The sequence below is a fragment of the Sinorhizobium arboris LMG 14919 genome (genome assembly GCF_000427465.1).
In the GTDB taxonomy this organism is placed as follows: domain Bacteria; phylum Pseudomonadota; class Alphaproteobacteria; order Rhizobiales; family Rhizobiaceae; genus Sinorhizobium; species Sinorhizobium arboris.
In genome coordinates, this window is the sequence record NZ_KE386497.1 from 733,935 (window position 1) to 748,070 (window position 14,136).

The 14,136-nt window shown below is 58.7% G+C and carries 19 protein-coding genes and 1 pseudogene; 6 read left to right on the plus strand and 14 right to left on the minus strand.

Going from position 1 to position 14,136, the window contains the following annotated elements; translation table 11 throughout:
- Positions 1–68: 68 nt before the first annotated feature.
- On the minus strand, positions 69–509 hold the full coding sequence (locus tag SINAR_RS01000000134515; protein ID WP_084617854.1) for a recombinase family protein: 441 nt from the start codon (positions 507–509) through the stop codon (positions 69–71).
- A 475-nt stretch (positions 510–984) separates the two neighbouring features.
- On the opposite strand from SINAR_RS01000000134515, the gene SINAR_RS0132460 reads away from it, so the two are divergent.
- Both SINAR_RS0132460 and SINAR_RS0132465 read left to right on the plus strand, forming a co-directional pair.
- On the plus strand, positions 985–1,194 hold the full coding sequence (locus SINAR_RS0132460) for a hypothetical protein (RefSeq protein WP_028002887.1): 210 nt from the start codon (positions 985–987) through the stop codon (positions 1,192–1,194).
- 3 nt (positions 1,195–1,197) lie between these two features.
- Positions 1,198–1,776, plus strand: a complete 579-nt coding sequence (locus SINAR_RS0132465; RefSeq protein WP_028002888.1) for a Fic/DOC family protein — start codon at positions 1,198–1,200, stop codon at positions 1,774–1,776.
- On the opposite strand, the gene SINAR_RS0132470 is transcribed toward SINAR_RS0132465, so the two are convergent.
- Together SINAR_RS0132470 and SINAR_RS0132475 are read right to left on the minus strand one after the other, a co-directional pair.
- A complete protein-coding gene (locus SINAR_RS0132470; protein WP_028002889.1) occupies positions 1,760–2,245 on the minus strand; it encodes a hypothetical protein in 486 nt (161 codons plus the stop codon). The two genes, SINAR_RS0132465 and SINAR_RS0132470, sit on opposite strands and share 17 nt — an antisense overlap.
- Before the next feature lie 10 nt (positions 2,246–2,255).
- On the minus strand, positions 2,256–3,227 hold the full coding sequence (locus SINAR_RS0132475) for a TIR domain-containing protein (protein ID WP_028002890.1): 972 nt from the start codon (positions 3,225–3,227) through the stop codon (positions 2,256–2,258).
- Between the two features lie 346 nt (positions 3,228–3,573).
- On the opposite strand from SINAR_RS0132475, the gene SINAR_RS1000000138080 reads away from it, so the two are divergent.
- Together SINAR_RS1000000138080 and SINAR_RS1000000138085 are read left to right on the plus strand one after the other, a co-directional pair.
- A complete protein-coding gene (locus SINAR_RS1000000138080; protein WP_234710706.1) occupies positions 3,574–3,912 on the plus strand; it encodes a hypothetical protein in 339 nt (112 codons plus the stop codon).
- Positions 3,902–5,152, plus strand: a complete 1,251-nt coding sequence (locus SINAR_RS1000000138085; protein WP_234710707.1) for a M48 family metalloprotease — start codon at positions 3,902–3,904, stop codon at positions 5,150–5,152. Before SINAR_RS1000000138080 ends, SINAR_RS1000000138085 begins: the two co-directional genes overlap by 11 nt.
- On the opposite strand, the gene SINAR_RS1000000136270 is transcribed toward SINAR_RS1000000138085, so the two are convergent.
- The 9 genes from SINAR_RS1000000136270 to SINAR_RS0132520 form a co-directional block, all read right to left on the minus strand.
- On the minus strand, positions 5,084–5,638 hold the full coding sequence (locus SINAR_RS1000000136270) for a hypothetical protein (RefSeq protein WP_234710708.1): 555 nt from the start codon (positions 5,636–5,638) through the stop codon (positions 5,084–5,086). The two genes, SINAR_RS1000000138085 and SINAR_RS1000000136270, sit on opposite strands and share 69 nt — an antisense overlap.
- A 23-nt stretch (positions 5,639–5,661) precedes the next feature.
- Positions 5,662–5,949 carry a hypothetical protein gene (locus tag SINAR_RS0132495; RefSeq protein WP_028002892.1) on the minus strand — a complete coding sequence of 96 codons (288 nt, stop codon included), beginning with the start codon at positions 5,947–5,949 and terminating at the stop codon, positions 5,662–5,664.
- 38 nt (positions 5,950–5,987) lie between these two features.
- Entirely contained in the window at positions 5,988–6,404 is a 417-nt protein-coding gene (locus tag SINAR_RS1000000138090; protein ID WP_234710709.1) for a hypothetical protein, read from the minus strand.
- A gap of 138 nt (positions 6,405–6,542) precedes the next feature.
- Complete coding sequence (locus tag SINAR_RS1000000138095; protein ID WP_234710710.1) at positions 6,543–7,070, minus strand: MobA/MobL family protein; 528 nt, start codon at positions 7,068–7,070, stop codon at positions 6,543–6,545.
- A gap of 783 nt (positions 7,071–7,853) precedes the next feature.
- Positions 7,854–8,333: a hypothetical protein gene (locus SINAR_RS01000000134535; protein ID WP_050577649.1), complete on the minus strand. Its 480-nt coding sequence runs from the start codon at positions 8,331–8,333 to the stop codon at positions 7,854–7,856.
- Positions 8,334–8,342: 9 nt separating this feature from the next.
- Positions 8,343–8,873: a site-specific integrase gene (locus SINAR_RS1000000138100; RefSeq protein ID WP_050577650.1), complete on the minus strand. Its 531-nt coding sequence runs from the start codon at positions 8,871–8,873 to the stop codon at positions 8,343–8,345.
- Between the two features lie 25 nt (positions 8,874–8,898).
- A complete protein-coding gene (locus tag SINAR_RS1000000138105; RefSeq protein ID WP_234710711.1) occupies positions 8,899–9,279 on the minus strand; it encodes a hypothetical protein in 381 nt (126 codons plus the stop codon).
- A gap of 100 nt (positions 9,280–9,379) precedes the next feature.
- Complete coding sequence (locus tag SINAR_RS0132515; protein ID WP_028002893.1) at positions 9,380–9,565, minus strand: hypothetical protein; 186 nt, start codon at positions 9,563–9,565, stop codon at positions 9,380–9,382.
- A gap of 50 nt (positions 9,566–9,615) precedes the next feature.
- The gene (locus tag SINAR_RS0132520; RefSeq protein WP_050577653.1) at positions 9,616–9,882 is read right to left on the minus strand and encodes a hypothetical protein; all 267 of its coding nucleotides are present in this window, start codon (positions 9,880–9,882) and stop codon (positions 9,616–9,618) included.
- 801 nt (positions 9,883–10,683) lie between these two features.
- Here SINAR_RS0132520 and groES point away from each other — a divergent pair.
- Together groES and groL are read left to right on the plus strand one after the other, a co-directional pair.
- Entirely contained in the window at positions 10,684–10,998 is a 315-nt protein-coding gene (gene groES / locus SINAR_RS0132525) for a co-chaperone GroES (RefSeq protein ID WP_028002895.1), read from the plus strand.
- A 55-nt stretch (positions 10,999–11,053) separates the two neighbouring features.
- On the plus strand, positions 11,054–12,682 hold the full coding sequence (gene groL, locus SINAR_RS0132530) for a chaperonin GroEL (protein ID WP_028002896.1): 1,629 nt from the start codon (positions 11,054–11,056) through the stop codon (positions 12,680–12,682).
- A 331-nt stretch (positions 12,683–13,013) separates the two neighbouring features.
- Here groL and SINAR_RS1000000138110 read toward each other — a convergent pair whose 3' ends face one another.
- Both SINAR_RS1000000138110 and SINAR_RS01000000134545 read right to left on the minus strand, forming a co-directional pair.
- Positions 13,014–13,121 (minus strand): hypothetical protein, encoded by a 108-nt coding sequence (locus SINAR_RS1000000138110; protein WP_419761338.1) that lies wholly within the window; start codon positions 13,119–13,121, stop codon positions 13,014–13,016.
- 145 nt (positions 13,122–13,266) lie between these two features.
- Positions 13,267–13,542: pseudogene (locus SINAR_RS01000000134545) on the minus strand (Y4lK-related protein); the annotation flags it as partial.
- Between the last annotated feature and the right edge of the window lie 594 nt (positions 13,543–14,136).

The following is a 14,136-nucleotide window of genomic DNA, read 5'->3' on the forward strand; positions in this document are numbered from 1 at the left end:
CGGCTCGTCTCGCGTGACGGTGAAATAGACCTTTGTTAAAGTGGCGGAAGAGGATGGGTTGCAAAAAATCACCCTAAGTTCAGCCATTTGGGCATCCGCGATATCGTGCTCTCGCTTACTCCAAAAGCCGTTGCAATTTGCGAACATGGCTCACCGAGCGCCCGGCGGCCAGCAATCTCTTCCCTTTCACGCGGTCCAAGTTTGGGCTTCCGTCCGAATTTCACCCCGCGTTGACGCGCCAGCTCACGGCCATGCGCCGTGTTCTCTAGTATTCTCTTGCGATGCCACCGGGCCGCCCAGCCGACGATGAACAGAATCAGGTCGGACATTTCAGACGTGGTGTCGATGAACGGCTCGTCCAGAAGCCTCATGCCGGCACCGGATGCCTTCACCGCATCGAGAATATTCAGCAGGTCCAACGGATCGCGGGCAACTCGGTCGGTCGTCGTCGCCAGCACAACATCGCCAGGCTTCAAACTATCCAGCATCCGGCGTAATTCCACCGACATGGAAGATTTCGTGGGTGGGAGCCTTAGGTGTGTTGGTATTCGCCATTGGTGTTTTCCTCTGCGGCCGGTCGCCGAATGTCAGGGCTGATCACCACGGGGCGCGGGCAATGGCGTTCTCGGGAAACCGCTTGCGGCGGAAGGTCCATTGAGCGCGGCACGGATTAGCCCAGTTTGGCGACCAATCCGGCCAGCAGGGGTACGGGTATCGACCAGGGCGGGAAACACGGCGAGACCCATCCTAAGCTCCAGAACAAATTCCATGACGGGTAAGAACAAGCCTTCGATCGACGATCGAGTGAGCCGCCGGCGACCGGCGGATTTCTCGGCAATTCGCCTTCCCCTCAGGCAAGCCGTGTTCTGCGTCAGGAAGCACAGGAGAGAGGCGGAATACCGGCCAAGGCAGTTGGCAGGACCTGTTCCTGCGGCACGCCATAAAGAAGTAGGCAACCGTTCCGCGACGATGGTAAGGTGAGTCATGAAAAAAGATTTGAAAACAGCCCGCTCGGCCGTGACAGGCAAGTTCGTGACGCAGCCCATTGGCGGCAAGAAGGCCGCGAAATTCGCCCAGGTCGAAGGCTTGAAGATGAATGCCGCGTCAAAGGCGCTTTCGGAGAAGCTGACCGCGAGCGGCCTCAAGGGTGACGCCTACCGTAGCGAGATCGTCAAGGCCTTTAAGAAGGGCTGACGGGTGGTCCGTTACAATGCCGTCGAAGATCCGCTGTGCTATCCCGGCACCCATGTGCTGCGCAACAGGGCGGATATTCAGGATCAGAACGAGCTGGATGAGTTCGAGCAACTAATGTTCGATTCCCGTGCGCGGGAAGCGCTTCCGGACGGCAATCTGGATTTCGCCCACTATCGCGCGTTACACCGACACTTCTTCCAGGACGTTTATGAATGGGCCGGGCAAACACGGACTATCCGCACCGGCAAGGGTGAGAACTGGTTTTGCTATCCGGAATATATTGAAGGGGAAGCCAATCGCCTATTTGCCGAACTGGCCGCTCGCGACCACCTTGCCAGGACGGAAAGCAAGGATGCCTTCGCCGAAGGCGCAAGCTGGTTTCTCGCGGAGATCAACGCGATTCATCCATTTCGCGAAGGCAACGGCCGCATCCAACTGGTCTTCCTGACGATGCTCACCCGCAATGCGGGGTACGAGCTCGACGAGAGCAAGCTGGAGCCGAAGCGGTTTCTGGACGCCATGATCCGGAGCTTCAGCGGCGACCTGGCGCCGTTGGGCGCCGAAATCAGGCGGATGATTTAGCGGCTTCACCCTCGTCGGATTTTTGCCAGAGCACCCGCTTCGTCGGACCCTCCCCGATGACGATCTGCCACTTCGTGAACCCCGCGCCAAGATCTCCGGCCGATGCCAGCTCGTCGTGAAGCGTAACGGCGGATGATCCGCCGAGGGAATGCTCGCTCTTTACCCGTATGGCAAGACGCGTACCGGTTCGGATAGCCGCGCCCAAGGGAGCCGAGGTTTGGCCCGGATCGAAGACACTGGTCTCGTCCACCTCTACACGGACACCCGGAATAATAAGGCCTCGCCAACTGTCGTTTGCCGTACTCGGAAAGTATCGGAAAGCAAACTCTCCTGAAAGAAAGACAGCCGCAGGCGCTTTGTCGACATGGCCGACCAGCATGGTCGCCTCGTATTTCGTTCGTGGCAGGATAAGGCTGAGAGGCGCGGCGCTCCCCAGCGTGCCGATCGTGAATTCATTCGGTGACAGCATATGCTTTCCCTTAATAGCGCGTCCCCTGAAGAGGGGCGATAAGGATCGCCCATAGCAGTTCGGCGGCCCCTTCTTGTGAAAGTTTCTGATCGCGATCCCGCCCAAACGACGCCATGCCCATACTTGTCAAGTAGAGCGTCTGATCGTCGGCCTCGACGTTCAGGGACTCATTCGAGCTATTGCTGCTGGTCGTCTCACCGTGAACGTAATTGATGCCTCGTCCCCACGTCTCCCCACCCAGATAGACGGTGCCCCGTGCCACATCCTTGCCGTCGCGGTAGATGGTGGCGAAGAACCTGTTCGCGTCAACCCGTCGGAAAACGCCCTCGAAACCGGCGTTTCGCTCGCCAAGCTCCTTAAGGGAGTTCTCGAAAAAACGGGCAATGTATTCGAACGTGTCGTGTTTGAACTGGTCCTTGTCCCTTTGAGTGAAGCTCTTCGCGAGCCGCAGATTGCTCGACCGCGGGCCGAGGGATTGAGGAGCTGGCGACGCCGCAGGCGTAGCAGCCGCAGCGGCCCGTGCAGGCGGAGCCGAGACCGTTCGGGTTACCCGCCCAGCTGCTTCGCGCACGGCCTTGGCGACTTGCAGGAAGGCCTCGTCGATATCGGGCCATTGTGTGATCGGTTTGCCGTCCCGAGGAACCGCATTCAGCTTTCCAAACGGCGCGTGGTGCCAGTCGCATGCCCGAAGAATGACGGGAATGACAATGGCTTCACCGCTGTGGTGGCGCTCCATCGCACGCTGCATTTCGATGTCGTAACAGTAATCCGAGGCTATGAAGTCGGCGCTGACGAGCAGCAGGATGATGTCGTCCGTATTGATGTGATCGTCAATCGCACGATGGATATCTTCGCCGGCGCCGATGCGGCGGTCGTGCCAGGTCTCAATCACGCCCTGTCGTTTGAGCATGGACAACTGCTTTTCGAGTTGATCCCTCAGCCCCTCATCTGCGTGCGAATATGAAAAAAAGACGGTCGGCATGTCTCCCCCTTTGCTGCGCGGACTATGGGACGCTTCGCATCTGCATGACAAGATCTCTGTTTGTGTTTTTCCCGCTCCCCGTTCGGTCGCTTCAACACGCATTTACAGCTGACGCCTCCGGTTTCGGAGGCTGTGACCGGTTTGCGTCAGCCGTGGATACGGCTGTCGTCTTGTTCATGCCCACCGCGCGTGTTCACGCGTGAGCGGTGTTCATGGCAGCCTCGATGCATGGCGGTTCCGCCCTTATGCATTTGGCTGCCTTGCGGTAGCGTTCACCGCCTGTGCGTTGAAATCCCGTTGATTTTCTAGGTTGCTATTCTCGCCATAGTTGAGCTGGGGCAAGAGTGTGACTAATAAGTTTGATCCGTTCGGTGATCTCGAACGCGATTTCTCAAGCGCGCTAAAATGGGGACAATGGGGTCTCAAGGCGGGACGACACCTGATGGCCCGCTCGGCGAGGAGTCGGGCCGAGAAACTCTACGGTCCCGAGGTCGCCGATGCCGTCGAAGCGGCAGTCCGTGCCGGCCGCGATCCACGACCCATTATCGAGCGGACCAAGCGTGATCTTGCCGACCGCCGGGAGCGCGAGCGCCAGCTTATAGATCCGCCGCCGCTTTACGGCTCGGCCAAATGGCCGTCTTCGTCGGATCTCCAGCCATACCTTCGGAACAGGGATGCATTTTGACAGTCCACGGTCCCTCCTGCTTGGAACGTTCAGCGACGACGCCGAGGCCACCCCAGCCGGCTTTGTCCATTGGGATGGTGACGGTCATCTCCTGACCATCGCCCCGACACGATCGGGAAAGGGCAAAACCACGATCATACCCAACCTGCTGCGCTATCAGGGCAGCTGCGTTGTGTTGGACCCCAAGGGAGAGCTGTTCGAGGCCACCTCGCAACGGCGGAGCAGGTTGGGGCCGGTGTACTGGATCGCTCCCCTGGACGAAGGTTCAGGCAAGCCCGTCCATCGCTTTGATCCCGTCAGTCGGGTGCGCCGGGAGGCAGATGCGCGCTCCATCGCGCAGCAAATGTTCCCGCGTGATCCGAAGTCGCCGTCGTTTTTTGCCGAAGACGCGGTCGGCTTCATGACGGCGGTCATCATGTTCGTACGCTACAAGGCGCCGCGGCACCGCCGGACACTGGCAACTGTCTGCCAAATGGCATCCCTGAAGGGTGCCAATCTTTCCCTGAAGGGTGCCAATCTTCTTAAAATCGCGAGGGAGATGGAAGCCTTTCCGCCATCTGCCGACGCGGCGCGCGCCATCCTTGAGAAGGATGCGCAGCGTGGACTGAAGGTCCTGCAGGAGACCCTGAGCAGCAAGCTGTATGAATGGAAGGCCTATGCTATCGGCGCTCATGCCAACAGCGCCCTTGTCGTGATCGGCCAGCCACTGATCGATTCCCTGAGTGAGGCCGAAGTGAATGCGATTATCGGCCACGAATTGGGGCATATCGCCAACAATGATATGCGCCGCATGGGATTGGCCCGATCATTCCAGAGCTCGCTGGTCTGGTATCTTGGCTTCTCCAATACCCTTCAGCGTTGGGGTCGTTGGACCCTAACCTGGCTGTCGGAACTCTTCGTGCTGCGCCTCTCGCGCAAACGCGAATACTGGGCCGACGCCATCGGCGCTACCCTTAGGAGTAAGGAACTCATGATCGCCGCACTGGAAAGACGGCATAACGGCCCGGAAATGAGCGCCTTCGAACGTCAACACGCTCGCCTCATGTTCCGTGGCCGAGCCTCCGGCTCGCTCTTTTCTACGCATCCGACGCTGGAGGAGCGACGGTCGGCTCTCGAAGCGGAGACCTATCTCAAACGCATTCCGCTGCTACCGAGGCGGGACGACGTGCCCTTAGGGCGAACGATGGTGCAGCCGAAGGCAGGCGACATTGCGTACGCTACGAAAGATATCCGGCTCTGAGCAAAGCTTCGTGGCTCTAACGCTTCCACCAATCAAGATAGTCTTCCGGTCCCGGTCTTCGCGGTGCATTTCCGTTAGCATCCGCTCTTCACCTTCATAATGGTGGTGACGATCGCCCTGATCCTGCTCCTGAGGTGTGTCCGGTGCATCAAGGATCGGCCGCAGCCAGTCGAGATGATCCTCCCGAGCCGATGGCACGTCCGTCTGCCAGGCCTGCACGGCTTGGCGCTCTGCATCACGCTCGTCTTGCTCCCGAATACGGTTCTCAAGGTCTGCGATCTGCGCTTCCAGCTTGCCGAGGTCGTACATAAACCCGGACTGGCGATTTTGCCTCTCGCGCAGGAAGGACATGGCTTGGCCGGTGTCGGTTGTGCCGGCTGCGACGGTATGGACCGTTCGCTCGATTTCATAATCGAGGTCTTTGATGGCTTCCTCCAGGGACAGCGCTCGATCGTAAAGGAGCGCAAACTTTTCCTTGTCATCCATGGCGGACTCCGGCGTAGCCACTCTCAGTGGGCGTGGTGATATGCGGGCAGGTGCTCCGGTTGGTCCTGGAGCTCGGCAACGAGATAGGCGCGCAAGCGCTCCCCTGAATTCACCAGGTCCTGGGCACGGGCATGAAAGTGAAATGCGCTCTGCCGCAATTCCTCACGGATACCGGGCATGGTTTCGGCCTGAGCCTTGCGCTGGCGAACAAGATCCGTTTCAAGCCAGACCAGTTCCTCGCGTGTGGCGGCGCGTTGCTCTTCCGTCAGTTCGCGGATTCCGAATACAGAGCCTGTGTAAACCTTTGTCATGGAAGCATGATGGGACGGGGGAGACGATCCTGCAAGTGCTACTTGCGGCTGCGCTCGGGCTCGTGCCAGACGCCGTCCTCCGCAGGTGACGCGGGCTGGCGCTGATCAAGCTCCAGCCAGTCGAGGTGATTTTCCCAGCGTTCGAGAACCTTCAGATCAGCCGCATCGTCCGGCATCGCCGACGCGCCTAGCCAGTCGAGCATATGTTCCGGCGCCAGGCGGTAGGCGGCCGCCTCATCTTCACTCATCTCCCGAGTGTTTTGGCGCTCGACCGTCGCACGCGCGAGCTCAGGGTTGCCGTCCTGACTGCCTTGAACGACTTGCACATGGCGATGCATTTCATCCTGCATCCGTGCTTCCGCTACTTCCAATTCGCGCGGATGAATCGGAGAACCATCAGGATCAGGATCAGGATCAGGAACGGGCAGGTCACTGTCAGAGTCTCCGGGTCTCATCTGCTCTCTCTCCTTGCGTGCGCGGACACGACGCATCCGCCGTTCCTCCGGGTTCGGTCCGCGATGCCGACTCGGCGTCCGATCCAAATTGCGTTTGGCATAGCTGCGACTCGATGCTGACGGAAACCCCCGCCTTTCTCAGCGCCTCGTTGGCACACGCTCCCAAAGACTCCGCGCATCCGCCACGAACTGACGCCCATCCGCACTGCGGATCTTCGGCCCAAATCCATCAGCCGTGATCACACGCGTCGTCATGAGAAGGTGAACATGCGGATTATGCCGGGTGCCGTCCTCGTGAATTGCCAGATCGACAGCAAACTCTTGAGCTGCATAGGCATCGGCCATGATGCGAGCGACAGTCAACCATGCGGAAGGTGGCAATTCGACCGGGAGCGCGAACTTCACCTCTTTGGCTAGACGCGCGTCCTTGCGTATTTCGGCGGTCTCGACCGCGTTCCAGAGCTGCGCGCGATCGGCCATCCAGCGCGGCGCATTTTCGGGAAGCCGGATTTCGTTGGCGACAACGTCACGCCTCCCGCCGAATTCCGAACGGCGTTCTTCGGCTTCGTTCGGCAGCGTCTCTCCCGCCCGGTAGGCTGCCGCCGCGACGATCGAGCGTCCATCGCCCCGGCTGATGTTCTTCACATTCAGGTGGTAGATAGCCACCAGCCACTCCTCGGCACGGACGGGGTCCAGGGGTTTCCCCTGGCGCACTTGCCGGCTTTCTCCGGACGCTGTGCGGACGGTTAGAAAGCCGTGCAACGCATCGCCTCTCTAGCCAATGCGTACACATTGGGCGATGCGTAGGTGCGCTGTACGCATTCATACACTCTGGCGTTGACTCTTTTCAAGATGACTACACCCACAGGCGTCACAGCGCGCTACAGGCTTTGTCACCTAACCGCGTGAATATGGTTGAGAATACTGGCTCTCTTTGCTAGCAGAGGGAAACCACGCGGACGTGGTGGAATTGGTAGACACAAGGGACTTAGACGCAATTTGAGTGCACCGGCGGAAACGCTGGCTGTAGAACTGCTCAAAGTCGGGGAAACCTGTCAGATGGCGATCCCGAGCCAAGCCTCGTCAGGGGAAGGTGTAGAGACTAGACGGGCAGCACCTAAGGCGAAAGCTAAGGTGAAGGTATAGTCCAGACCACAAACGCCGGAAGGCGGCGGCGAAAGCCGTAGCTGGTAAGAAAATCCCTCGCCCTTGGCTGTGCGGGTTCGAGTCCCGCCGTCCGCACCACTATCAAAAGGGATGCTTAGAAGGCCTATTCGGGGCACAGGTGATTGTGCTGCGGCTACGCTTGACCGTAGGGAGGGTCTACCATGGCACCGTCGAACTTATCCGCAAGGCCCCAGAAACGGGAGCATGCGGTGGCGTAGCGGACGACATCGTCAGGCTCCAATAGCAGCTTCTCACTTTCATCCCCGTTCGGGGGAAGGAGGTCTACGTAGCGTGACTGCTCGTAAATCCAGAGCTCGGGTGACTGTTCGCGCAAATCAGCCACTGACGGCCCGTCGCCGTGACGGAACACGTTCCCCACCAGAAACATTTCAACCAGGGTCCGGCCAACGCGTCTGTGTCAAGATCCACGTCAAATCCTCGGGCACAATCTGTGACGAGGCTCCGGAATTTCTCCTTACTCGCCTTCTCGCGCAGCGGGGCGCTGCTACTTCTCGCCCATATCCGTAATTGCCGCTCGAACAGTCCAGCCAACACCAGCGTGTAGGCCTTCGCGCCCTCGCTGGCGGTGTAGTTGTCGACCTGAGCCTCGGCTTTCATCAGGAGGTCATTCATCGATGAAGCTTCCTCAGCGCACAGTTCGGTAGGGACTGGGAGCGCGTGCAGCCCAGGCAGGATCACGCGCTGAAAGAGACGGTCGATGTTGGCTTGGAAAATCCGCGGAAGGTAGTCGGGCGTTGTCATCACTTCCCCTCAGACTAACTCGCTTGACTGCCGGTGCGCATTCCGCTTGGCGTGTTCGATAATCTGCTTCTTGGATTTGGCTTTGCGTCTCACATTCACCGCCGCAGCACTGATGCTGGTCGAGATATGCGACGCATAGTACTTCTCGATCATCTCCACGCTCGTCCGGCAATTCTTGGCGATCTGGTAGATATCCGCGCCTTCCATGAGCCGGAGGCATATGTAGGTGTGGCGTAGGCTATAAGCCGTACGGCGACTGCCCTCTCGATCAAATTTCAGACCTTCTTCCTCCAAAATCTTGTTGAACATCATCATGTGATTGTCAGCGAAAATCGGGTCATCCGGCTTCGGCTCATTCCGCTTGAGAAGCCGCTCGAAGGGAAAAACGGCGTTGGTCGTGCTCTTGCAATAACCCACACCACGTTTGCCGCGCACCTGGATGAGGAGGATGGTTTCACCCGTTTCCTCATCCTCGACGATTTCGACGTCCCGATACTGGAGCCGTTTAGCTTCATCGGGACGTAGGCCAGTGTTGGTCATAAAGAGAACGTAGTCGTGCAGCTGTTCAGAATGCCAGGCGAACCGCTTGGTATTCCTCTAAATACCGTTTGGCCGCCTCCTTGAAGGTCTTCTCGTCCTTCAGTCCGCCGCCTTTCTCCTTTGCCTTCATCCGGGAAAACCAGTCCTCCGCGAATTCCTTCGCGAGGGCGAGACTTTCCTCGCCCGTGCTCGTCCGCCAATTCTTGCCGTTGATACGGGTCGAGCACTGCCACTTTTTACTGTTCTCGCGGCGATAGACGAGGACCTTGCCTCCCAAAATCTCATGACTGGCCATTCTTTTAAACCCACCCTTGCGTTCCGAAAGCGGCGCCAGACTGTGTATGAGATGTGTACGCCGAAATGGCGGAGAAATTACGGCATTAAAAAAGTAACTATTTGTTTTCACATCAGAAAAATTCTAGAAAGCTACCGTACAGCCTAAGCCAGAGGGATTTAAAGCCTACAACCGGGTAACTCAGTGAGCCCAAATGCGCTCGTGGCCGGACTCAGCGGTTTTTGGGGACGTCTGTGATCTGTGGTGTGTAGACCGCTGTGTCGGTGTTATTCTCCGACCAAGCCCCGCCGATTGCCAAGTAGGCGAGAATGACGGCCATGGAGAGTAAGATGACGCCGATCGGGAAAGCCGTTGAGGCGTTCCGTTCTGGCGGGTCATGATAATCCCGGAGATTCATTTTCGCACTCCCGTGAGATGTTGAGGAGAGCGAGCGGTTCGGCGACCTACCTACCACCAATAATATCCGAAGACCGGTCGAGCATGGCGCTTACACTTGATCTCTTCCTTATACTCGTCATCGTCCCACTTGCGCTCGATCTTGCAGCGGCCGCGACGGTATTCTTCTTTGTAGGCTCTGCGCTCGTATCGGGGTTCATCATAGTAGTAGCGGTAAGAATGCCAGCGCCCATGGCCGCTTTCGTCCTTCCAAGGATCGGCCACTGCATTCCCGGCGAGAACCGCGATCCGCGTCGGCTTCCCGATCTGGAACCGCAATCTTCATCGGCGCAGGGCGCCGCCGTGGTCGGTGTCTTCGCATCTTCTCCGAGGGATCGATGAACAGCACCAACACAACCGCTGCCGCCACAAGTATGTATCCCGGAATGCCTGTCTTTGCGCTCGCGAAAGCGGCAATCAACATGGCGGCTGCTATGTAGATTGCCGTTGACCCGGGACCGGATGTGACGCCCCAAACGAGATCGGAAATTCGATTTTTCCATCTACTTTCCAACATCGCCATAACCAATAACCCCGATAGAACTGGCTTGGACTGGTGAGAAGCAACAGTCCGTCCGTGTTTTCGATTACCTCCGATTGTGTGTCGGAAAAGCTATTTTGCAACCGGCTTCAGACCTTTGGCACCGGGCGCGGGACTAAGGTCCTAACGCCCAATAAGGCTCTGCGGGTGGAACTACCCTCAATCGACGGTTGCTTGCCAATGGCGCTGCCGTCACGGGAAGATGCCTATGCTTCACCCTCCAAGATAGGAGTTGGTGCGATGAGCCCTTCCCGCGACGATTGGTCCAAAATAGTCTCCCGGGGACTCTAGAGCGTCGCGTCAAGAGGTGGGGGCGAGACCATTAGAGCAGAGATCGGCCCAGATCGTGGCGCGAAATCATGGCTTTAGCACTCCATGTGGTGGAGTGCTAAAAAATTTCGTCGCCCTCTTGAAACTCGAAAAGCCAGAAACCAGATCGATTGGCGCGATGCCAAAACATCGTGCGTCCCGCGTCGGATTCGCATCGGATGCGGCGCCGAGGATCCTCTAAAAATGTGTTTGTCAACGAGGAGAGCAACATGACGTTCCGTCCCTTACATGACCGCATCCTGGTGCGCCGCATTGAAGCCGAGGAAAAGACGGCCGGGGGCATCATCATACCCGACACGGCGAAGGAAAAGCCGCAGGAAGGCGAGGTCATCGCCGTTGGCCCGGGGGCGCGCGATGACAGCGGCAAGCTCGTCGAGCTCGACGTCAAAGCCGGCGACCGCATTCTGTTCGGCAAATGGGCCGGCACAGAAATCAAGCTCAATGGTGAGGAGCTTCTGATCATGAAGGAATCCGATGTGATGGGCGTGATCGAGATCGACGCCGCAGCGAGAAACGCAGCCTAGTGCCGATCCGGACCCATGCCAGACAAGAAATGCTGACCCAGGAAGGAGTACAATAATGGCTGCCAAGGAAGTGAGATTCCATACCGAAGCCCGCGAGAAGATGCTGCGCGGCGTCGACATTCTCGCCAATGCGGTGAAGGTGACGTTGGGCCCAAAGGGTCGCAACGTGGTACTCGATAAGTCGTTCGGCGCTCCGCGGATCACGAAGGACGGCGTCACTGTCGCCAAGGAGATCGAGCTCGAGGACAAGTTCGAGAACATGGGCGCCCAGATGGTGCGCGAAGTGGCGTCGAAGACCAGTGATATCGCCGGTGACGGCACCACCACGGCAACGGTTCTCGCGCAGGCGATCGTCAGAGAAGGAGCGAAAGCGGTCGCCTCCGGCATGAACCCAATGGACCTCAAGCGTGGCGTCGACAAGGCGGTGGATGCTGTGGTCGAGGAGCTGCGGAGGAACGCCCGCAAAGTCACCAGAAACGATGAGATCGCCCAAGTAGGCACCATCTCGGCCAATGGTGACACGGAGGTCGGCCGCTTCCTGGCAGAGGCGATGGAAAGGGTCGGCAATGAAGGCGTGATCACGGTCGAGGAAGCTAAGACCGCGGTCACGGAGCTCGAGGTCGTGGAAGGCATGCAGTTCGACCGCGGTTACCTCTCCCCTTATTTCGTGACCAATCCCGACAAGATGCGCGTCGAACTGGAGGAGCCCTATGTGCTCATCCACGAGAAGAAGCTGTCCAATCTGCAGGCGCTGCTTCCAGTTCTCGAATTGGTTGTTCAATCCGGCAAACCGCTGCTGATTATCGCCGAGGACGTCGAGGGTGAAGCGCTCGCCACCCTCGTCGTCAACAAGCTGCGTGGCGGCCTGAAGGTGGCTGCCGTCAAAGCTCCTGGTTTTGGCGACCGCCGTAAGGCCATGCTCGAAGACATCGCCATCCTGACGGGAGGCACAGCAATCTCCGAGGACCTCGGAATCAAGCTTGAGAACGTCACGCTCGAGATGCTCGGCCGGGCCAAGAAGGTGGTTGTCGAAAAGGAAAATACGACGATTGTCGACGGCGCTGGTTCGAAGACGGAAATTCAGGGCCGCGTCGCCCAGATCAAGGCGCAAATCGAGGAGACCACCTCGGACTATGATCGCGAGAAGCTGCAGGAGCGTCTCGCCAAGCTCGCCGGCGGTGTTGCGGTGATCCGCGTCGGTGGCTCGACCGAGGTCGAAGTCAAGGAACGCAAGGACCGCGTCGATGACGCGATGCATGCAACGCGGGCGGCCGTCGAGGAGGGCGTGCTGCCTGGCGGTGGCGTCGCTTTCCTGCGAGCCGTCAAGGCTCTGGACAGCGTTGAGACCGAGAACCCCGACCAGAGGCACGGCATCGAGATCGTCCGCCGCGCGATCGAAGCGCCAGTGCGCCAGATCGCCGAGAACGCGGGTGCCGAAGGCTCGATCATCGTCGGTAAGCTGCGCGAGAAGTCCGAATTTGGCTATGGCTGGAACGCCCAGACGAACGAGTTCGGTGACCTTTATGAGCAGGGCGTGATCGACCCGGTCAAGGTCGTCCGCACCGCGCTGCAGGACGCCGCCTCGATCGCCGGACTGCTGATAACCACCGAGGCAATGGTCGCCGAGAAGCCGAAGAAGGAAGCGCCGGTTCCACCGATGCCGTCTGGAGGCATGGACTTCTGACCGAAGCAACCGGGGTCCGCGCCGACGGCGCGGACCCGCCTGGTAGAGTTGTGAACTGATGCCTCGCCCCTTGCTGGGAAGGCATTCGACATCGATTTGGAGCAGGTTGGCAGGTGCCCGAGACGTGGCTTCGACGAGCCTGAGGCCGCCAGTCCGCTCCGAAGGAGGATCTGAAGAAATCGGGGCCAAAAATGACCACGCGTCGTCGAAATATGTTGGCGTATTCGCGCACTCGTCCATTCCGGGCTAACCCGGGTCAGTAACCGAGTTCGAGGTCGATCCTGTTGGACAAAGGCTGGCCTCTTGCGACTTGACCGCAGAGATTGGCGACCTAGTCGATCCCAGAATCCACCGAGAAACTCGCGACATGAGGTGTGATGGTCACCTTGAGATAATTCCACAGCGGCGACGAGGCCTCCAGCGGTTCACGCTGGAACACGTCCGTAATCGCCGGCGTCGACGCGAAGGCGGCTCTTTGCCTCCGTCGCCGTGGCGAATGCGGTAGCTTTGACAACGTTGGTTGGATCGCGCTGACGACCCGAAAAGATCAATTCGCCGCCATCCGTCCGGTCGCGAACCCCTATTCCGAGCCGTTTTTTACCGAGGTCGACGTACCTTCCCACTGAGCGCAGATAGGCCACAATCTCCAACTTGAGGAAATCACGATCGCCGTAGACATCCTCGATATCGCCAAGCCTGTGTTTTATTTTCTCATAGGCAGCCGGCGAGAGGTCCGCGTCTCCAATAACGTATTTGTCGTGCCCGACCGCGCGGATATCACAGCCAGTTTCAAGGATTTCATCGACGAAGGCGGGAATTTCGCTCGCCTTCATCAACCTTCGTTTAGTACTCTGCGCCATTGAAGAAGCGCTACCTCCGTAAATTGCAAAAGTGCAAACCCCGATCGCCCCGTTTCGTTCCCGGACGCTGCCCCTTTTCGCCGACCTCCTTGCGACGGCCGCATGAACACGGTGGACCAGCATCACCGAAGCTGGCATCCGCTCGGTAGCGCGTGGCTATGGTGGTTCGCGGATATCGACCCAGACAGGGGGCACTTTCCTCGAACTGACAAATCCAAGAATGGCTTCCCCTACGGACCTGCCTTCCGAGCCGATTGCGACGACATCGGCTTCGAGACTCAGCTGGGCGAGAAACTCGCTCGCCGTGTGCCGCCAGCTGCCCTCCGGCTTATAAGGTGGTCAGCTACTACCAGCCAACGTCTCGCCGCGATCACGGCGTCGCGCGCATGGGCATGCGGCTTCGAGCCAATCACAATGTGCTTGAGCAGACTGCCAGAGTACCTGGCTTCGCCAGCTTCCATTTGCAATGGACTCTGCAGGCATTGAGCCGAACCGCTTCGTCGACGAAGCTGATGAGCCTATTCAACGCCGTTTGAGCGAAGGAGTAGATTCGTGGGGTATTCGATTGCCTTCATTGGTCCCGGACTTGGCGGA